At 55.2% G+C, this 20252-nt stretch carries 16 protein-coding genes and 1 pseudogene; 11 read left to right on the forward strand and 6 right to left on the reverse strand.

Annotated features, from left to right (window positions below; translation table 11 throughout):
• Nucleotides 1-1554: a UbiA family prenyltransferase gene (locus ACFIO0_RS03765; protein ID WP_390913731.1), complete on the reverse strand. Its 1554-nt coding sequence runs from the start codon at nt 1552-1554 to the stop codon at nt 1-3.
• A gap of 559 nt (nt 1555-2113) precedes the next feature.
• On the opposite strand from ACFIO0_RS03765, the gene ACFIO0_RS03770 reads away from it, so the two are divergent.
• The 6 genes from ACFIO0_RS03770 to ACFIO0_RS03795 all read left to right on the forward strand — a co-directional run bounded on the left by ACFIO0_RS03770 (nt 2114) and on the right by ACFIO0_RS03795 (nt 10457).
• Entirely contained in the window at nt 2114-3949 is a 1836-nt protein-coding gene (locus ACFIO0_RS03770) for an AsmA-like C-terminal region-containing protein (RefSeq protein ID WP_390913733.1), read from the forward strand.
• 55 nt (nt 3950-4004) lie between these two features.
• Nucleotides 4005-5555 carry a protein O-mannosyl-transferase family gene (locus tag ACFIO0_RS03775; RefSeq protein ID WP_390913735.1) on the forward strand — a complete coding sequence of 517 codons (1551 nt, stop codon included), beginning with the start codon at nt 4005-4007 and terminating at the stop codon, nt 5553-5555.
• Nucleotides 5556-5733: 178 nt separating this feature from the next.
• On the forward strand, nt 5734-6900 hold the full coding sequence (locus ACFIO0_RS03780) for a DUF4185 domain-containing protein (RefSeq protein WP_390913737.1): 1167 nt from the start codon (nt 5734-5736) through the stop codon (nt 6898-6900).
• A 526-nt stretch (nt 6901-7426) separates the two neighbouring features.
• A complete protein-coding gene (locus tag ACFIO0_RS03785; RefSeq protein ID WP_390913739.1) occupies nt 7427-7681 on the forward strand; it encodes a hypothetical protein in 255 nt (84 codons plus the stop codon).
• Nucleotides 7678-9168, forward strand: coding sequence for a sulfotransferase (locus ACFIO0_RS03790; RefSeq protein ID WP_390913740.1), 1491 nt, complete (start codon nt 7678-7680; stop codon nt 9166-9168). Before ACFIO0_RS03785 ends, ACFIO0_RS03790 begins: the two co-directional genes overlap by 4 nt.
• Nucleotides 9165-10457 (forward strand): arylsulfotransferase family protein, encoded by a 1293-nt coding sequence (locus ACFIO0_RS03795; protein WP_390913742.1) that lies wholly within the window; start codon nt 9165-9167, stop codon nt 10455-10457. The genes ACFIO0_RS03790 and ACFIO0_RS03795 overlap by 4 nt, the downstream gene beginning before the upstream one ends.
• 302 nt (nt 10458-10759) lie before the next feature.
• Here ACFIO0_RS03795 and ACFIO0_RS03800 read toward each other — a convergent pair whose 3' ends face one another.
• The gene (locus ACFIO0_RS03800; protein ID WP_390913744.1) at nt 10760-10939 is read right to left on the reverse strand and encodes a hypothetical protein; all 180 of its coding nucleotides are present in this window, start codon (nt 10937-10939) and stop codon (nt 10760-10762) included.
• A 64-nt stretch (nt 10940-11003) separates the two neighbouring features.
• On the opposite strand from ACFIO0_RS03800, the gene ACFIO0_RS03805 reads away from it, so the two are divergent.
• Nucleotides 11004-11537, forward strand: coding sequence for a hypothetical protein (locus ACFIO0_RS03805; RefSeq protein WP_390913745.1), 534 nt, complete (start codon nt 11004-11006; stop codon nt 11535-11537).
• Nucleotides 11538-11552: 15 nt separating this feature from the next.
• Here ACFIO0_RS03805 and ACFIO0_RS03810 read toward each other — a convergent pair.
• A pseudogene (locus ACFIO0_RS03810) lies at nt 11553-12750 on the reverse strand (IS3 family transposase).
• Nucleotides 12751-12855: 105 nt separating this feature from the next.
• On the opposite strand from ACFIO0_RS03810, the gene ACFIO0_RS03815 reads away from it, so the two are divergent.
• Nucleotides 12856-13059: a hypothetical protein gene (locus ACFIO0_RS03815; protein ID WP_390913747.1), complete on the forward strand. Its 204-nt coding sequence runs from the start codon at nt 12856-12858 to the stop codon at nt 13057-13059.
• Nucleotides 13060-13216: 157 nt separating this feature from the next.
• Here the strand turns inward: ACFIO0_RS03815 and ACFIO0_RS03820 are convergent, their stop codons facing one another.
• A complete protein-coding gene (locus ACFIO0_RS03820) occupies nt 13217-14185 on the reverse strand; it encodes a peptidoglycan-binding protein (RefSeq protein ID WP_390913748.1) in 969 nt (322 codons plus the stop codon).
• Between the two features lie 1021 nt (nt 14186-15206).
• Between ACFIO0_RS03820 and ACFIO0_RS03825 the strand changes: the two genes are divergently transcribed.
• A complete protein-coding gene (locus ACFIO0_RS03825; protein ID WP_390913750.1) occupies nt 15207-15806 on the forward strand; it encodes a pentapeptide repeat-containing protein in 600 nt (199 codons plus the stop codon).
• Between the two features lie 344 nt (nt 15807-16150).
• Here the strand turns inward: ACFIO0_RS03825 and ACFIO0_RS03830 are convergent, their stop codons facing one another.
• A complete protein-coding gene (locus tag ACFIO0_RS03830; protein ID WP_390913752.1) occupies nt 16151-17074 on the reverse strand; it encodes a pentapeptide repeat-containing protein in 924 nt (307 codons plus the stop codon).
• 678 nt (nt 17075-17752) lie between these two features.
• On the opposite strand from ACFIO0_RS03830, the gene ACFIO0_RS03835 reads away from it, so the two are divergent.
• Nucleotides 17753-19104 (forward strand): IS3 family transposase gene (locus tag ACFIO0_RS03835; protein ID WP_390910864.1). Its coding sequence is split into 2 segments (ribosomal slippage): nt 17753-18089 and nt 18089-19104, totalling 1353 coding nucleotides; the frame shifts between segments, so codons are not numbered across the junction.
• Between the two features lie 46 nt (nt 19105-19150).
• Entirely contained in the window at nt 19151-19480 is a 330-nt protein-coding gene (locus ACFIO0_RS03840) for a hydrolase (RefSeq protein WP_390913753.1), read from the forward strand.
• Between the two features lie 17 nt (nt 19481-19497).
• Here ACFIO0_RS03840 and ACFIO0_RS03845 read toward each other — a convergent pair whose 3' ends face one another.
• Nucleotides 19498-20235 (reverse strand): L,D-transpeptidase family protein, encoded by a 738-nt coding sequence (locus ACFIO0_RS03845; RefSeq protein WP_390913755.1) that lies wholly within the window; start codon nt 20233-20235, stop codon nt 19498-19500.
• Nucleotides 20236-20252 lie beyond the last annotated feature (17 nt).

The raw sequence follows: 20252 nt of genomic DNA on the forward strand, positions 1-20252 counted from the left end.
CTACCATGATGCGGCCACAAAGACGGCCAGCATCGCCAAACCACTTAGCCGGCTCATCGGGTCTTTGAGGGCAAAGACCACCGGATCGTCTTGCATCTGGCGGCGCTGCGCGAGGATCAGCGCGCGACCGATCCAGTAGGTCAGGATCGGACAGGCAAACAGCAACAGATCGGGATGCGTGTACAGCGAACTGACGGAGTAGCCCGAAACATACAGGGCCAGCACCGTGACAGCGTTGAAACCTGCGGCTGCTGACAGCGCGGCCAGCATGGTCAGATCAATGTTCTCGTAATCGCGATTGGCAGGGGACGGCAGTTTGGAATCGACGCGCGCTGCCAGTTCCACAAACCGCTTCATCAGCGCCAGTGACACGAAAATCGACAGGGAAAAGACCACAAGCCAAGACGACAGGCTGATATCAAGCGCGACCGCGCCCCCCAGCATCCGGATGGTATACAGGCCAGACAGGGTCAGGACATCGACCAGCAATACCTGCTTGAGCCGCAGCGTGTAGAGCGTTGTTAACATGAAGTACCCAGCGAGCACCCCGGCGAATGCAACCGAGATAGAGAGCGACACAGCGCCCGCCAGCAGCAGCAATATGGGTATGGCGATGATCGCATGGATCAGTGGAATTTCACCTTTCGCGAGGGCGCGGTTCTTTTTGCTGCGATGGGTGCGGTCATCCGTCAGGTCCACCAGATCGTTCAGCAGGTAACAGGCAGAGGCCGCGAAACAGAACGCCACCGCCGCAAGGGTGGCCGTTAGCAAACTGGCGACGTCAAACATGTGGGCGGCGAACATCGGTAAAAACACCAACGCATTCTTTGCGTATTGGTGCACCCGCAATTGCTTTGTCCAGCTTTTCAACGTGGCGCGTTGATGGTCCAGAAAAAATGCGTTTGGTGCCATTTCACGTAGTTTCGCTGCCACGGATCGCGAGGTACGGATCGCAATCGGATGGCGCGCGGCTTTCCACACGGGCAGGTCTGCAGCATCGTTGCCGATATAGTCGAACTTGCCCAAACCAAACGTTTCGATCAGGCATTGCGCTTTGTTTTGGCCCGATAAATTGACAGACGGCGTTGTGGCAAAATACCCGTCAAAAACCCCCAGATGGGTGGCAATCGCACGGACGAAATTTTCGTAGGACCCGGAGGCCAGATAAACTTTGCGCCCGGCATCACGCGCACGATGAATGAGGCCAAGAACCGCGTCGTCATATGGCAGCGTCTCGGGCGCGCAATCTGCGTCGTCGCATATAAACTGCTTTAGCGCGGCTTTGCCCGTTTTGAGCGCGCGCAGCATGCCAAAGGCGGCAGAAGGATTGCCCCCAAGACGTCGAAACGCAGTTTCAATTAGCAGATCGGATCGCAAAAGCGTACCGTCCAGATCGACGATCAGCGGTATGGTCGCATCCATATCCAAGGTGTCGACATAAGAATGTTGCGCCGATGCGCTCGGGCTGTTGCGCCGTGCATTCGTGCCAAGATCGGCATCAATGACGCCAGCGGCCGTGCTCTGAAGTGGTCCGATGTTTACTTTGTAATTCATGCCCGGACCCTTCCTTGGTCGCTGTTTGTTGACGCAGATCCAGCGCACGGCATGGACGCGGCAAAGCATCCAGTAGGCCCCGAATTTTGGACAGCTATGACTGCGAAGTCACAGAATCCTGGCGAACAAATTGGTAAGACGGCGTACATCGCGATCACCTTGTTTTAGCAACACTCAGACCCCTTTTAGATGGGTGAAAAACGGGCCCAGTTCAGATTGGCGGTACATTCATCAGGATGCGAGCGTGTTTCTTGCGCACCATCCGGTCTGGCAAAAAAGTGCCAGAATTCGCGGTGCACAGGCGAAAAATGGTAAGTTTTTCGGGTTTGAGGCATGATTTTCAGAGTGTTGGCATCAAATCCGTTTCGCTTGCTTGTGGCTGAGCGGTTCATCCTTAGGGTGCAAAGCAGATATTTTGACAGACCATCGCATGGCTGTCCAAGCAGGGAGCCTTGATCGGTTCAAACAGGCGTCGATCGTCTGTTCCGGTCCGTTTCGGCGGCACGGTTTTTGTCGCCGTGACGCATAAAGAAGTAAGGGAGCAACAATGCAATCGCGCATGAGGTTGAAGAACATGGTGTTTCATCTGCGCCAGTGGCTCGTCTGGATCGTGGCAGCCGCTGGCATCGGTGCGGCTGTGTATTTTGTCGCTCCGGCTTTGGTTCCGCATACGCTTGTCCAAGCACAGATTAATGAACAGATCGGGCGCTGGACGGGTGGGGCATTTCGATTGCGCGCTGATGCAAAATTTACGGTCGCGCGCGGGTTTCGTGTGACGGTGTCAGATCCGGCGTTTGTGTCGCTCAACGAAATCGATGCGGCACCTGTCGTGACCGCGGACAGCATTGCAGCACCGCTCAGGTTATTGCCGCTGTTGCTTGGTCGGATCGAAATCGCGCAGCTTGTTCTGGTGCGTCCAGACATCGATTTGCGCAGGCCTGACATGCATTTCACAAAACCCGGCAATCCAGAAACCGTAGACCAAACCGCACCTGAGCTGGGTGACGTGATTTTGGTCGACGGCACCCTGCGGTTGCGCGGTGCGATGGGCCGTCATCAGGTGTCGGGTCTTAATCTGCGCTTGGGTGGCGATGCAGTGACAAACGCCGTGGCGATACAGGGCGGCGTGTTCGTGGGTGCACGCCATCTGCGTGTTGATTTGCAAGTGGATGACTTGCACGCATTGGTTTCGGATGCGGGATCGCAGGCAAAACTAAACGTCCGTTTGGGCGCACGCCGCAACAGCGACGAGGGCGACGTGGCGGCATCCGCGCAAGGACTGCCCTACGAAATCATCGAAAAAGCACGACAAACTGCGGATCGTTTTGGCCTGCCTTGGGGCGGGTTTGGTGCGCTGACCGCTGAGGGAACATTGTCGGTGACCCCGCAGGCGGTCTCCATGTTTGATGCACGCTATTCGCTTGGTGGCGTGAAAATGCAAGGTCACATGCGCGCGCAAACTGCTGGCCGGCCGGTGTTTGCGCAGTTGTTGGGCCTGCCTGATGCCGTGCACGCACTGGTCGCAGAGGCCACAAACATGTCGGATCGTCGTTGGGTCGATGCCCCTGTGTCGATGGCCTGGCTCGATGGTCTTGATCTGGATATTGCGCTGGTTCGGGACACTCCATCGAACGCGACGCCGAGACGTGATGCCGCCGCAGTTTCCCTTACTGTTGGCAATGGCACGACGTCGTTTGATCTGGCCGGACACATCGAAGGCTTTGGCCAAATGCAGACCAAGATCGCCCTTGAGCACCAGATCGGTGCGCCGGTCAAAATGATGGCGTCCGGGCGCGTCGATACGATGTCCGTCGCCAATATCACGCAGTTGCTGGCGACGATGGGGTCGCCGCCGCTGATCGGTACGGCGCAATTGCCCGAAGGGCTGATGAACGGCACCTTTGATGTCCGCGCCCGTGGCCGCACGCTGGGCCAGATCGTCAACAGCATGAACGGGTCGGTCACCGCACAGCTAAAGGGCGGCAGTCTGGTGGGCGCGGATCTGGTCGCAACGCTCGAAACATTGGTCAAAGGGCGCGAGTTCATGACAGAAGAGCACGGCCCGCTAATCCCCGCGGCAGGGCGCACGCAGTTCGATCAGTTGGACGCGCGCGTCGATTTGGCATCCGGTATCGCCAATGTTTCGCGGGTGTCCATCGAGGGCGAGCGGTTCGGCATCAACATGCTGGGCGAGGTCCAGTTGACCCAAGGCACGATGAATGTCGGTGGCAATGCGGTGCTGTTGTCGACACCTGACGCAGGCGCGCGGTCCACGGACACTCTGGTTGATCTGCCATTTGGCGTGGGCGGCACCGTATTCGGGCTGGTGGTTGCCGCGGGTGTTCCCAAAGTGACAACAGCGCGGCCCGAAACCAAAACCGATGCTGACAATTGATAGATTGATTCCGCGATCCCCGCAGCCAGATATTATGAAAGCAAATTACAGCCCAATGCAATTTTTTGTTTCCTCGCCGACCAGCCTGCGCTGGCGCACGCCGTTTATCGCAACCTGCCTGCTGTTTTTCTGGCTGGTGTTTTACGGGTATTGCCTGTTTCCGGGGCTGGGTGGGGTGCTGAATGCCGGAGATTCCGCCAAATTCCAGACACTCGGTCACACGTCTATTCTGGTGCACGGGCCGGGGTATCCGCTTATCTTGATGCTTGGATCACTCGTGCGCGTGCTTCCCCTCCCGTGGGAGCCATGGTGGGTGATGACCTTTCTGATGGCCTCGGTTCCCGGTGCAATCGCCAATATGATGGCGTTTTTGGTCGTTCGCCGACTGACACGCAGCATTGTCTTTGGTCTGGCGGCGGGCCTGCTTTTGGGCAGCGCCGGATTGATGGCCGTGCAGTCGACCGAAGCAGAGGTCTATCCGCTGGCACTAGCGTTCATTCTGTCGATCGGGTTCTTGTTGCTGCGGTTCAACGAGACAAAATGGACAGGCCATTTCATTGCCGCTTGCGGTGTTTACGCGCTGTCGTTTGGCAACCATCTGATGATGATCATGATGGTGCCGGTGTTCTTGTGGATCATCGCCGCGCATTGGCGCATTCTTTTGCGCCCAAAGATCATCATTTCCGTCTTGTTCCTGTTGCTGCTGGGGGCCAGCCAGTACCTGTATCTGGCTTGGGTCACTTATGCGCCCTCGACCGTTTATTCTGAATATCTGCCGTTGCCTCCGAGCGCGGGCGAGCTGGTTCGATATATCGCGGGGACTTATTTTGGCGATCTGTACGGGGCAGGCCTTGGGTCGACCCAAACCACAGAAATCTTGCTGAACACTTTGGCGTTTGCGCATCCGCGATTTTCGGGACCCGTCATTGCGCTGGGCTTGCTTGCGTTTGTGTTGGGGTGGCGCAAGCGTGATGCGGGGTGGATTGGACTGGCGTTGATACTGGGGATCGGGCTGGCCTTTACGCCGTTCATGCTTTGGTACGGGGCCTATGACATCCGCGCCTTTCATTTGCCGGTTCTCGGGCCGCTGCTGATAGGCTCGATTGCGTCTGTGGGTTGGTGGTTGGGGCGCTGGCCTACGGTGCGCCTGTGGGTTGGCGTCGCGTTCCTTGCGGTGGGCGTTGTGCGCACCAGCGAAATGGCGGGGTATTTGTCTATCCGCGAACCGATTTTCCCGAACTTGGTCGAGACGCTCGAACAGATCGTGCCGCAGTCGCCCGTCGACAATCCGGTTGTGTCGATGACCTACGAATTACGCATGGCGACGCTGTATCACGAGTTGCTGGGCGAGGTGCCAAAACCGGCAAGTTATCGGGTCACGTGGCGCACGCCGGCCGAGATTGCCAAGCGCGATCCGGTGGGCGGGCTGGTTGTGCCCACCGATGGCGAACAATTCTTGCAATGGATCGAATATCGCCACCCCGATCTGATCTGCCGGACCATGCCAGTTGAACAACCTGCCGGAACACCTTGGCCCGCCTACGCTTTTTTATGCGAAGACCGACCAGCCCTGTCCGGACCAGATCAGGCTGACGACGCCAACTGATTCTTGGGTCTGTTGTCGTGTCCATCACAAATGTGAGAATCGGCAATAATAAGCGATAAATTGCTTTATTGTTGCTTTGATATAGGTCAAACACCGCTCATGCCTGAGTCGTGTGTTGCCGTGCAACCCCATGATCAGAGCGTCCGTTGAAACTCCGTCATGGGAGCGCAGACTGCTTATGTTCAAGACATTTTCGATCTCTCTGGTCCTTTTGATCTCGCTGGCGACCTGCGCCAGTCACACGACTGTGGCCCCCAATCTGGACATCGGGAAAACCCCGATCAGTTCCATGATGTTCGCATCATTGGGGGGCAAAGACGTGCCCACCGCAGTGCCCGATTTGACGGTTGGTATGGCCGAGGTTGTGCACCAGTTAACGGGTGCCGCATCGACGAATGCGACAGCCGACAGATGGAATGTGCATGGCACCGATCTGGGGCACATGTTCATGCACAACGACGATCTGTACATGATGTTTGGCGACACCTACGGCCCTGAAGGCGGTGATTGGCGCAGCAATGTGTTGGCCCGCATCGCTGATCCTGATCCTCGCAACGGCTTTTCCTTTGCCGGAATGACCGAGGCCGTCGACGGCACCGCTAGCGAACTTGTGCGTGCGTCTCGGGTGCCGGGCATTGAATGGACAGTGATCCCGACAAACGCGGTATCAGCGGCAGGGCAGATGGTCATGCACTATATGTCGGTGCGCGCGTGGGGTGACGATGACCGCTGGTATGTCCGGCGCTCGGGCCTTGCTGCATCGCAGGACAACGGCCAGACGTGGACCAGATCGCAGACCGCTATCTGGCCTGCGGGCACCGGATTTGAACAGGTTGCCTATGTGCAAGACGGTGGCTTCATCTATGTCGTGGGCATCCCGCAAGGGCGGTTTGGTGGCGCAAAACTGGGGCGTGTCACGCCTGAGGCGATCTTTGATCCTGCGTCTTACGACTACTGGAATGGCGCAAAGTGGGTGTCCAACATTCACGCTGCGGCCAACATCGTGCCCCCGTCGATCGGCGAGGTTTCCGTCGCCTGGAGCGCTGTGAACAATCGCTGGCTGATGATGTACTATGAACCGAACCAGCGCGCGATTGTTTTGCGCCACGCAACTGCATTGACGGGACCCTGGAGCGACATGCAAACCGTCGCCGACAGTCGCGACTACCCCGGTCTTTATGCGCCCTACATTGTGCCCGGTGGTGATGTCGATGGCACATTGTATTTCACAATGTCGCGGTGGAAACCGCTGTATAATGTGTTCCTGATGAAGGCACAGATTGGCACTGAAACGTTGGCCGCGCAGGTGGATCCAACAGACACATCGACAACACCGATAGACTGATTGCGCTGCTGCGTTTGATGCAACGAAAGCGGGCGGAACGGGCAAGTCACCGCACTAACAATCTGCAGGAAACCAAGGTGACGCGATGCTCTGGTGTCCCTTCGGCAGTGTTTTGCGCATTGCTCTGCGCGATCTCGAATACCGGATGTTTCCTGTTTCAAAGGTCGCCTATGACACCACGTGTAGGCATGACTGACTGTCTGATTTTCATTCTCGAAAATCGTATTTTCCCTCTCAATTACAGCAGGTTGAGACAATTTTGGTGGCGCAGAAACAGTTCCTGCGCATTGAACCCGGCAAAGCGATGTGTCCCCTTCAGTCCAACGGCAAGTCGCGCGGAAAAACACAAACCCGAACTGGAAAAACCGCACGCTGTTTTTGCCAACGGCAGGCTTTCGCCATTTTCGCACAGCCCGCTTGGCCGCATCCAAGTAACCTCATAAATTTAGCTGACGAGTGTGGTGCCGCGTGACTGCTTTCTCTCAATTCTGAGGTCCCGTCACTCATCAACCTCAAGGAGCACGACATGAAACCAACACAACACCCAACGCGACGAAACGCCTTTACGGTTGTCCTTGGTATCGGAATTGCGATTTTGCCTGCAACCGCTCAGGCCTATGTTGGCCCCGGTGCTGGCCTTACGGCGATTGGCACGATGGTGGCGCTGTTTGCGGCACTGATCCTCGCGCTCGTCGGCTTTGTCTGGTATCCGGTCAAACGCTTGATGCGCACCGCCAAGGCACCCACAAAAGCGAGTGAAAGAACCGAGCCGCGCGAATGAGCGTTGCGGCCCTGATGATGGGCCTGCTGGCATTCATCGTTGTGCTGCGGGTCTTTAATGCGGCCCAAGTCGCAGGCGAGGTCATCGCGACCACCCAAGATGCGATCGGGGTGATGGCCAACGCTGACGTGACTGACGCAGAAAAAGAAATGCAGGTGCGCCGCGCCTCGCTCAAACTGATTGGGCGTTTCTTTTGGATCGCATCCATCGGCGTGATGGCGTTTGCGGCATCTGTGGTGTTGGTCTGGGGCGGTGCTGCTTTGGGTTTGTACCGGTTCGAGCGCGCGATGGCGATTGCTATCGGGTGGCCGTTTATTGTCGGGTCGAGCGTCGTTGCTATTGCTGTCTGGGTCGGCCTTGATCGATTGAAACGCACCACGGCACCATCCACAAATGACGGTGGCGATGTGCCGTATAACACGCTTGATATTGCCTTGCATGATTTTGCCTTTGCCGCGCCGGGTCGTCAGCGCAGTCTAGGGAAATTCGAAACCGCACTGTTCCGGCGTCGCATCAATATGGATCACGCAAAGCGCCCGGTGTTCGTGACCTCGTTGCCACGCGCCGGGACCACGATCATGCTGGAAATGCTGGCAGGCTTGCCGCAGTTCGCCTCGGCCACGTACAGGCACATGCCATTCACCTTGTCACCGTTGTTGTGGGGCGGGTTTTCCGGTGCGTTCCGCAAGTCTGGCGGCACGGTCGAGCGCGCCCACGGCGACGGTATCAAAGTGGGTTTTGACAGCCCCGAAGCCTTTGAGGAAATGCTGTGGATAGCATTCTGGCCCGAGCATTTTGACGACACCAAAATCACGCCTTGGGACGCTGACGAAAGGCACCCCGAGTTCGAAACATTCTTTCGCACCCACATGGCCAAGATCGTTGCGACCAAACCAGGGGCGACGCGCTATCTATCTAAAAACAATGCCAATATTGCACGCCTTGGCCTGATCGAACGCCTGTTTCCAGATGCGACCATCATCGTTCCGATCCGCAATCCGCGTGCCCAAGTTTGCTCTCTCATGCGGCAACACCAACGGTTCTGTGACCTTCATGCGCGCGAACCATTTGCGCGACGCTACATGGAAGGGGCGGGCCATCTAGAATTCGGAGAGGCGCTGCGGCCAATCGCGTTTGACGACGCGTCGCCCAATCCGGCCACAGCGCAGGACACGACGTTTTGGCTAACCTATTGGATCGCCGCGTACGAACATGTTCTGGCCACTGCCGGCCCCGCAGTCGTCGTTGTCGATCATGATGCATTGTGCGCTGATCCGTCTGGTTTTCTGCCGGAAATCGCGCAGGCGATGGGCCTTGATTGCGACGCCGAGCTGGCAGCCAGAGGCGCGATTTTGCGCCCCGCTGGCCCGCCGCCAAATCTGAACGATGTCCCGCTGGCACTGCTGCAACGTGCCGACGCATTATACGCAGAATTACGCCGTCTTTCTGCCGGTGCTGCATTCCCGAAACAAGGAAACGCCAAGTGAAAAAACCGCTGTCGGACCGCCTGTTCTTTGGCGGCTTTTTGCTGTCGCTCGTCTTTATTGCGATGACTTATGGGATTGTTTCATCTTGGTGGGGCTGGTTTCCTGCGCCACAGTTGGGCCTTGCACACCGCACGTATCTGGACGTTTCGACCAATTGGAAAAACGATTTGGGGCTTGAGCCGACGCGCCATCTGGTGCCGCCCAACGACACCGGTGATGTGTCGGCTGAACGTGGCTTTGCGCTTGCTCCAGGTGCGTCACCGCAACCGGGTTACACCTTGATCGCCGGTCTTAGCGATGACCAAGAAACATCAGAACATGTTGTGCGGATGTTTGATGCCACAGGCACCGAGGTCCATCGTTGGCCCATCGAATATGACAATTTTGACCCGATTATCCCGCCGCAAAACGTGATGCTGCACGGGATGGAGGTGTTCGAGGACGGGTCTATCGTCGCCACCTTTGACACGGGCCAAGCCATCGCGCGCGTTGATGCGTGTGGCGCAACAATGTGGAGCGTGCGTGGCGGTTTTCACCACTCCATCACACGCAGCGGTGACGGCGGGCTTTGGACGTGGGAGGGCGACGATATGGTGCGGCTTGACGAGGAAACTGGCGAAAAGACGTTCACCCTAAGCCTCGTACGCGACGTCATCCCCGCAAATGATGGTGAACAACGCGCCACCTTTGACATCCGCACAATCGAACCCAATGAGGCAGATGAGGGGCTGATGTATTTGTACGACCCGTTTCATCCCAACGACGTGGAAATGCTGCGCCCGGAAATGGCGGATGCCTTTCCCATGTTCGAGGCGGGTGATTTGTTGTTCAGCCTACGAGAATTGAACCTTGTCGCGGTTGTGGACCCGAAAACCGGTATCCTGCGGTGGTCGCAGCACGGTCCTTGGCTGAAACAACATGATCCCGATTTTCACGCTGACGGGACGATCACGGTTTTTGACAACGCGACTGGAACGGGGCGGTCCTTGATCCGACGGGTCGATCCGCAAACCGGCGAAATGTCGACAGAGTTCGCAGGGAACGAGGTCCTGCCATTTTACACATGGCGGCGCGGCAAGCATCAATACCTGCCGAACGGCAACCTCCTTTTGACCAACGCCGAACACGGGCGAGTATTAGAAGTTGGCCCCGAAGGTCGGATCGTGTGGACACGTGATATGGTCTGGGATGCCAACAGCAACCTGATTATCACCGAAGCCCGCCACATCCCCAAGAGCTTTTTTGAACAGGGCGTGCCGAGGTGCAATGATGGTGTGGACGCGCAGTAGTCGAAAACCGCAGGCTTGTCGGTGCTTGGTTCTGCCGATTGTTGTTGGCCCGATTTTGCACTATCCCCGCGTTCTGACGAACAAAGAAGGGCAAAAGTGCTAAGCGATGGAAAACAAAAGATATAATTTACATCACCACGCACGCCTCTCTGTTGCGCCCATGATGGATTGGACTGGTGTTTTAAAAGGCTAAGTAAAATCAGCGTGTTAGATACGCATGATGCAGTGAGTCATACGATAGTCATACAGGGACACCTTCGTAAGGGTTGATTTTGGTGACGTTTTTGCGCACTAGATTTGCCTCAGGCGTCCTGCTTATCGATCCATGCTTGCGCCTCAGCTTCTGTTTTGAATGTTCTATCATGGTTCCGATGAAGGCGCTCTTCTCCGTCCACATGGATCACATCCCAGACTTCGAAAAAAACCGCGTCATCCCCATCAGGGGGGGTGATGTTTGCAAAGCGTTGGATTTTGTATGTCATTTTCTTACCTTTATTGCAGGGATCGTGGCTTGATGACGTTTGCTTTTTGTAGCTTATCGCTAGAGTGAGCGACGCGCGCGTTGTGTTCGCGGGATGGGCGCTTTTGAGAGGTGGTTTAAAATTGAAGCATAAGGCGATTGATTTGGCCTCAGAGGTCAAACGCGCAGTTTTGCCTGACGGAATGAATGGTTTTTTGTTCCCAATGTATGAAGCAATTTGGAACGCAATTCATTCGATTGAAGATCGATGGGGCGATGAACTTGAAGACAAAGGGCAACTGTCCGTGAGTTTTGATGCTCTCAAACGCGAAGTTGCTGTCGTTGATTATGGCGTGGGGTTTGATGAGGGGAATCTGTCCGCCTTCCTAACCCCTTTGACTGGCAACAAGTATGATCGTGGCGGAAAAGGCTTTGGCCGCTTCATGGCATTTAAGGTCTACAGCAAGGTTTTTTATTCCTCAGGTCAGGCGCAGGCGGATGGTGTGATGACAAAGGGTTGTTACAAATATGACCCTTTTTCAGATGAAGACAACTTGGTTAGCGTCAATGAAGCCGCTGGGGTGGGTGCTCACCGTTATGACGCTGGCGTAACTGCGTGAGGTGCCCCTAGTTTCCTAGACGCCCGCCTTGTTCATTTTTCTTTGTTCTGTTTCATAGTCAACTGGCGACAGCATGCCGTTGTTGGTGTGCTTGCGGGTCGGGTTGTAGAACATCTCGATGTAGTCGAACACGTCCTGCCTTGCAGCATCGCGTGTGACATATGTCCGCCGCCTGACGCGTTCCCGTTTCAAAAGCTGGAAGAAGCTTTCAGCCACCGCATTGTCATGGCAGTTCCCACGTCTGCTCATGCTGGCATCCAGATTGTGTTTGTCCAGGAACGATTGCCACTCTTTGCCCGTGAACTGCGATCCTTGATCAGAATGGATCATCACCTTGGTCTTTGGTTTGCGCCGCCAAACAGCAGCTAACAGTGCTTGCAAAGCAAGATCAGTTGTCATGCGCGACTGCATTGACCAGCCAACGACACGCCGCGAGAACAGATCAATGACCACAGCGAGATACGACCAGCCCTCATGCGTTCTGATGTAGGTAATGTCTGTCACCCATACCGTATCGGGCGCATCAACTTCGAAATGACGGTCCAAGGTGTTGTCGGCAACAACAGCAGGCTTGCCGCCATAGCGCCCTGGACGGCGTCTGTAGTCAATCTGTGCCGAGATGCCTGCTAAGCTGGTCAAACGTGCAACACGGTTCTCTGAGCAGGTCTCGCCTTGATCCAAAAGATCATCGTGCAGTTTGCGGTAGCCGTAGACCTTGCCGCTGTCCGTCCATGCCTGTTGCAGCAGATCAGTTTGCCGAGCGTCTTCAAGCGCACGCTGGCTCAACGGTTCTTTAACCCATGCGTAAAAGCCACTGAAATGCACCATCAGCACACGACACATTGACCGCACCGAAAACTCCGCCCGATGAGCCTCAATAAATGCGTACTTCACTGAGACTCTCGCGCGAAGTTCCCTCTCGTGCATTGCTGCGCAATACCCTGCCGGGCAGCGCGACGGTCGCCTTTTTTAAGATGGTGCGTTCCTCGGTCACCCGGGCCAGTTCGCGCTTCAACCGTCTTATCTCAGCAGCCTGTTCCGCAACCTCAGATCGGGCGCGTGGTGACTTCGCAAACTGCGCCTTCCAAGTGTACAAGGATTTGGTGCTGATACCCAACCGCTCGACCACTTCGCTGACAGCGTAACCACGCTCAACAACCTGCGCCACGGCGTCCTGTTTGAACTCGTCTGTAAATCGTATTCCCTTGTTCATAACCGTCTCTCCTTGGTTCCAAAATTACCAAGCAAAGCGTCTACAATACTAGGGGCACCTCACTCAGAGCCGCCATCCGGTGATGCAGCGACGGACGGTCATCTGATGTTCTCAGACCTGCCGTTGGACAAATTCGCGGTGACCTATGCCAAGTTATTCAAAATATTGATGTTTGCGGGATCAAAGCCAAGAAAGCGTGCCATTCCGGTTCAGAAGGCCGTCGTTCCAGATTTTTCGACGAGTGTTCGCTTTGAGCCCATTTCGACCGATGCTGCATCCAGTATGAATGGCCGCTATGCAGAAAGCTGACTTCGAAATTCATCAGGCTGTTCTATCTATGTCCAGTATTGGTTGAACACAATATTGCGCTACACAGATTGCGACGAAAGCGAGCTGCGCGGTACAATAGAATTTCTAAAGTCCAACGAGTTCCATTCTGAGTGCAAAACTATTCTTACCTGACATCTTATGGTTCGCTTGAAACTTTGGACAAAAACTGGGGTTTCGTGATGCCAAAGGTGCGTTCGAACGCCCTTTTTTCCGTATCCCCTAGCCCAAGATTTTCAAAGTATTTTAGCGCCTCTACCGCTGAACGACCTTTAGTTAGCCTCCAAAGTAACAGAGCCAACGCGTCATAATCTTCGTTGAAGAAACGCTCTTTCTTGATTAGCTCCTTCAAGTCAGACAAACTGATAACTGAGCCTTTCTCCAGAGATGACTGTACAATCTCTGGTCCTTCTATCAATTCAAGAGCAATAGCTTGGGCAATGGCTTCGATAAGCCACCTCTCGCCACGAATCCTACGCAGCGGGAGCCCGTCTCGCATTTCTGCACCAGAAAGTTGGTATTGGATATTGTGAGCGGATTCATGTGCAATGAGTATGCGAATGCCTTTTGCGGGAAGTCGAGAAGGACTTGAATTTCTATCAAATGAAGCTCCGCATACAATAATTAGTTCAGGTGACATAGCTCCTGTGAATTGCATTCCTTGGCAAAGAGATGACCAGCGGCGTCTTATTTTTGCTTTTGAAATTTTTTTGTTGAAAGCCAAGAAGCTGCGTTCAGTCAATTCTGAGGTGTCGTTAGAAAAGAAAAATTCAATTGGGAGAGGTAACTTCAGACCAACCAATTTGAGTAGATCCGAAATTGTTTGATCAAAGGCGCTTCTGGTGAGAGCCGCAGTTCCTACATTGAGATTTGAACCCAGTTCCGCATTTGCCACCCCATTAACAGAGGGAAAGAACCTATCCAAAGTTCGATCAATTTCTGCCAACGTACGGCACAACACAACCGCATTTCCCCGGTTAACAGATGGTACTTCTGCGAAGGCGTCCTGTTTTCGAAGTAAGTCGACCGCATTTTTCGTCTTCGTTCCGAATAAACCGTCGACTGGCCCCGCATCCAAACCAAGAGCATTAATTGATTTTGAAGACATCTTACAGATTCCTTAATGGGATCAGCCCGTACGTCTGATGAAAAAGAAATCATACTTGCAAGAAGGACAGAAATAATCGCTTTTATTTTCAACATACGAACTTGCCCATTGTCGTGTTCTACCTAGTAAACTTACTAAGCTTACGCAGAAACATAAGAACCAATTTTTGAGCCCATGCAACGATTTAGTCTGTAAATGTTCTCTGACCAAAATTCATGGACATTCTGAATGAGGAAGTCCGTTGGGAACCTTACACCGGTAAGTTCGGGTTCATTGCTATCATCTGGCAGTTTTAGTCAGTTTCCCCCACTTTCGCAAAAAGCGCGTTTAAGTGCAAAAATGCTGTATAGTGAAATTGGAAAAGCAATCATTGGCGTAACCGCAGCGAAAGTTTGTTTTGTCCGGAGGATGTGTGAAAACTATGGACGTCCAACAATATTCGCTCAAACCTCCCGTTAGCTGCGCTCTGTCGCGCTTTTGATTGAACTTTTACTCAAGCTTTCAAAGCGAACGAGGCGAGAGAGATCACGGGGTGGAGTTTTCACATAGCCTCTCCGCATAGCGGACCTTTCGCGCCAATTTTGCGCCGTTGAACCCGACCTAAACAGTCAGATGACTGCTCCGAGCCCCATAATGCAGATTACGCGCGGACATCTACACGTTCCTCAAACAATTGAGTGATGTTAGGGCGGGCTATGCGGGCTGAGCTACCGATCTGGTTTTGCCGTTAAATAGCAAGTCTGATCGGGAACGCGACTGCCAACCCCTATTTGTGTTTTAGCGGTGTGTCGATGACGGTTGGCCTCTTGGTGGTGTTGGTTTCGCTTGAAATGATGGTGCAGAACGCAGAGCGCCAGCGGCTCCTATACCTCGCGAAACCCCACAAAAATGAAAGGCATATCTTGCCAGCCAGCACCGTGCTAGCGTGCGAGTCTGGCAACCAATTCCGGTAGGCTAGTAAACGCCGACTTAAGGAATTGTAACTTTGAACGTCATAACTCTCGCTAAATCCACGTGCAAAATGGCTATTGCGGCATTTGTGTTCTTTCTCTCCGCAGCCGTAAGCGCAGACACCACCTGTTTAGACCCCGCAGGACGGGGTGTAGATTGGAGCAATTGCGTTATTCTCAGGAACCAGACCAACGCGGACCTGAGACAAGCGAACCTGACCGGCGCGGACCTGTACGAGGCGAACCTGACCGGCGCTGACCTGACCCACGCGACCCTAGAAGGCGCGGACCTGGCGGGCGCGACCCTGCACCGTGCGGACCTGACATTAGCGGACCTGTTTGGCGCGACCCTGCACAGTGCGGATCTGACCGGCGCGACCCTGACATTAGCTAACCTTGCCGGCGCGATCATGGAAGGCGCTGACCTTACCGGCGCGGACCTGACCGGCGCGTTCCTGGATGGCGCGGACCTGACCGACGCGATCCTGCGCCGTGCGGATCTGACCGGCGCGACCCTGACATTAGCTAACCTTGCCGGCGCGATCATGGAAGGCGCTGACCTTACCGGCGCTGACCTGACCGGCGCGATCCTGGATGGCGTGCCTCTATCCGGCGCAACATTCCCGGATGGCCGTGTATGCGCCGCGAATTCCATCGGAGATTGCAAATAACCTTGGTCTGAGGTGGATGACATTGACTATGCCGATGTGTCAGTTGGCACCTAAGCATTAACAAAAAAACAGCACATCTTGTCAGCCAGCACCGTGCTAGCGTGAGAGTCTGTCAACCAATTCCGGTAGGTTGGTTAACACATGGGCAGGTTTCGGACCTTTGTTTCGGGCGCGCACCGAGGTCAGCTCTGTGCGCGCCAAATCCGGCATCTGTATTACATCTTGTCGCAGGAACAAACACGTCTCAATCGCCAGTTACCCGGCACAAGGTTTTCGGGAAAGGTCGCTGACGTCTACCCTTCGTGCTTTTGACCACAGCATCGCGCTAAGGCATCAGGTCATCTCTAATCGCACGAACCTATGGACGGCGAGACACACCTTCTGCCGTTCACGGTCACGTTGATCAGGATCGCGTCGGTCAGGTTCACGTTGGTCAGGTCCGCGCTGCTCAGAAACGCGCCGGTCAGGTCCGCGCGTCTCAGGTTCGCGTGGGTCAGGTTCGTGCCGATCAAGCCCGCGCCATCCAAGATCGCGCCATCCAAGTCCGCGCCGGTCAGGTTCGCGCCCGCCAGGTCCGCGCCAGTCAGGTCCGCTTGTCTCAGGTTCGCGCCGGTCAGGTTCGCGTTGATCAGGGTCGCGTTGGTCAGGTCCGCGCCGGTAAGGTCCGCGCGGGTCAGGATCGCGCCCGTCAGGTCCGCGCCCGTCAGGTTCCCGGTTAGGCCCGCGTGGGTCAGGATCGCGTTGCGCAGGTTCGCGCCGCTCAGGTCAGCGACGGACAGGGTCGCGCGGCTCAGGACCAAGCCGCGCAGGTCCAATCCGCTCAGGTCCGCGTCGCTCAGGTTCGCGCCGGTCAGGTTCACGCCCGTCAGGACCACGTCGCTCAGGTTCACGTTGCGCAGGTCCGCGTTGGTCTGGTTCGTGTTGGTTAAGTCCGCGCCGGACAGCTCCGCGTTGGTCAGGATCGCGCCGCTCAGGTCCGCGCCGCTCAGGTCCGCGTTGATCAGGCTCGCGCTGCTCAGGTTCGCGCCGGTCAGGTTAGCGCCGGTCAGGGTCGCGCCTTCTAGGGTCGCGTGGGTCAGGTCCGCGTTGGTCAGGTTAGCGCCGGTCAGGTTCGCCTCGTACAGGTCCGCGTGGGGCAGGGGCGCGTTGGTCAGGTCACAACCTGACGAATCTGCATAGGCTTTCGGCCATTCGTCGCAGGCAGCTATCGCCGGTAGGGCAAGGGTCAGAGACAGCATGGTCGCGGTGATGAATGTAAGTGGTTTCAAAAAAGGCTCCAGTTCAAATCTTAAGTCGTGTTGCGATTCGCCTATAGGGTGTCCCGACCGAAGGGTTACCGGCACCGATGCGTGCCTTATGATCAATCGATGCGGTTGGCCAAGGGCGCCAAATGCTTGCACCTGCTCCATTTTTCAAATGTACGCAGGGTGTTGCAATTACGCTATGGCGCTTAGGTGGATTAGGCAAGGACGTCGTGACGCTGGATAAGAGCGCCCTCATGCAGGTCAGTTGGCAGACTGTTTTCAACGAACCGAAGGGCGCAGCATTCTCGCCTTCTGCTTGCATCTTTCACGCAGTGACGAGACGAACGCGCGCGCCTTTGATCGCTGTGCACAACGGACCGCTTTGGGCAGCGAGCGGTCTTTACCAAAATTGCGCGGAACGGCGGCTTTGTCCCGCAGAGCCGAAATAGCTCTCAACAAAACCAACGGCAGCTTTGAGTCAGCTGGGAGGGTAGCCTTTTGAAAGGGTCGGAAGTATTTTTACCACTTGGTCAAATTTGAATAAGGTTAAATATGTCGAACTTATCTTCGGCAACTTTCGTGATCTGCTGGAGAAGGGACTCACCATCGCGGAAGGTGTCTGACGTCAGCGCTTATGGGTCCAAATAGGTATATTTGATAAGAGAGAGTTGTTGGCTCATCGTAACCACTGAGGAGTGGGACATGAGACAGACAACTGGAACACGCAAAAGCCCTGGCGAGAAGATCGTCAAAGACATCAAGCGGGCCACGCGCAAGCATTATTCATCCGAAGAGAAGATCAGGATCGTCCTGGACGGTCTGCGTGGAGAAGACAGCATCGCCGAACTGTGCCGCCGTGAAGGCATATCACAGGGCATCTATTACAAATGGTCCAAGGACTTCATGGAGGCTGGCAAACGGCGGCTAGCTGGCGATACGGCACGTGCTGCAAACACAGATGAGGTTAAGGACCTGCGCCGCGAAGCCCGTGATCTGAAGGAAGTGGTGGCTGAACAGACGCTGGAACTGCGTCTTCTCAAAAAAAGCATGTTCGACGGTGGGGGCGACCCCGAATGAGATACCCTGCATCTGAGAAACTAGAGATCATCCGGTTGGTCGAAGAAAGCCACCTGTCAGCCCGCCTGACGCTCGCCAAGCTCGGTATCCCCCGCACCACATTCTACCGTTGGTATGATCGCTACCTCCAGCGTGGTGAGGCTGGGCTGCAGGACCAGTCTCCCAGGCCCAAGCACGTCTGGAACCGCATCCCTGACGACGTGCGTCGCAAGGTGGTCAAACTGGCGTTGAAGGAGACAGAGTTGTCACCGCGAGAACTGGCGGTGACGTTCACAGATACAGAAAGCTACTTTGTATCAGAGGCTTCAACGTATCGGATCTTGAAGGCGCACGATCTGATCACCAGTCCTGCCTTCATTGTGATCAAGGCCGCCAGTGAGTTCAAAGACAAAACGACGGCCATCAATCAGCTGTGGCAGACCGACTTCACCTATCTGAAGATCATCGGTTGGGGCTGGTTCTATCTCAGCACGATCCTGGACGACTACAGCCGTTACATCATCGCGTGGAAGCTTTGCACCAATATGCGGACCCGCGACGTCACTGACACGTTGGATCTGGCTTTAGCAGCGTCGGGATGTGACCAAGTTCATGTCGTCCACAAGCCGCGACTGCTCAGCGACAACGGCTCCAGCTACGTCTCGGGGGAACTGGCCGAATGGTTGCAGAATAAAGGTATGAAGCACTCGCGCGGTGCGCCGTATCATCCGCAAACCCAGGGCAAGATCGAGCGTTGGCATCAGACTTTGAAGAACCGCATCTTGCTGGAAAACTACTTCCTACCCGGTGATCTCGAAGCCCAGATTGAAGCCTTCGTCGATCACTACAATCATCGGCGCTTCCACGAGAGCCTGAGCAACGTCACACCGTCTGATGTCTACTTCGGACGGTACAAAGCCATTCTACAGCAACGAGAAAGGATCAAACATAAGACGCTCGAAACGCGACGCTTGCATCACAGACAACGCGCCGCATAATCAAACCAACCAGATGAGCCAAACTCTGTCTTAGCTTAAGCTGCCATTGGTTCCAAAAACCCTGACGACGGACAATGCCGTTGACCCGGCAACCGAGATTGTCCTCAGCCACGACCTGTCTGCCTGGGAAGGCGAACACTTCTTTGCCGTTCCAAAAGACGTCCCCGGTGAGGAAATGACCACCCTTTCGGGCGATTTCATAACTCGAGTGTTTGAAGGGCCATACCGCCACGCCAAGAATTTTGAACACGATATGCGAGTCGCCGCAAAGGCAATTGGAAAGACCGCCAAGGATGTGTTCTTTTTCTATACGACTTGCCCAAGATGCGCCAAAGCCTATGGTGAGAAATACATGGTTGGGGTCGCCCAAGTCTGAAGCGCCGCGCGCGGATATCAATCAGCCAAGTCTGCAACCTCGCAGGTCGCTGCATCCGGCAAGGCAGTATTCATCGCGCGTCCCAGCCCATAGATGTCAGGATGATCAACAATCTGCCCCGCAGCATTTGGAAACCGCGTGAAAGACGCCAGACCCACCGGTATCGGCGGGGCGGGAGCATCAAAGGTACGTCGGCCATTCGCCAAACGATGCACTTCTGCGATATCCATTCCCAGAACAAATGCGACCAATCGATCCCATTGCTGAACCCGCACACACCCGTGTGACAAGGCCCGATATTCCTGATCAAATTTTTCCCGATTGTTTGTGTCATGCAAATAGACCAACAACCCCGGCTGCAACCGCACGGCAGCAAGACCAAGAGGATTGTTCGGGCCTGCGGGCCAGACGCGATTTGCATATTCGCCGCTGGCAATCATTGAGGGCGGCGGCCGCCATGTCGGACGGAAGCGGACGGACGAGACATAGGTGTTCAATCGGGGGGTGCGGTGCCATGGTGCGCCGACAATGATACGGCTGCGCAGCACGGGTATGCCCTTATCAAACGCAACAAGCTCAAAGGAAGGAATATTTACGAGGATGGCCTTGCCAACCGCAGGCACCTGATAGGGCACGCCTGCTTTGTCCAACTGTGTTTGAAAGACCTCAGCCCTTGTCGTTGCCGGAAATGCGCAAAACGCCAACAATACAACAAGGACCAAAGCCGCGAATATCCATTTTCTACGTTTACTCAATCGCCTGTTCTCCGTTT

This window comes from Pseudosulfitobacter sp. SM2401 (assembly GCF_042932805.1).
Lineage (GTDB): Bacteria > Pseudomonadota > Alphaproteobacteria > Rhodobacterales > Rhodobacteraceae > Ascidiaceihabitans.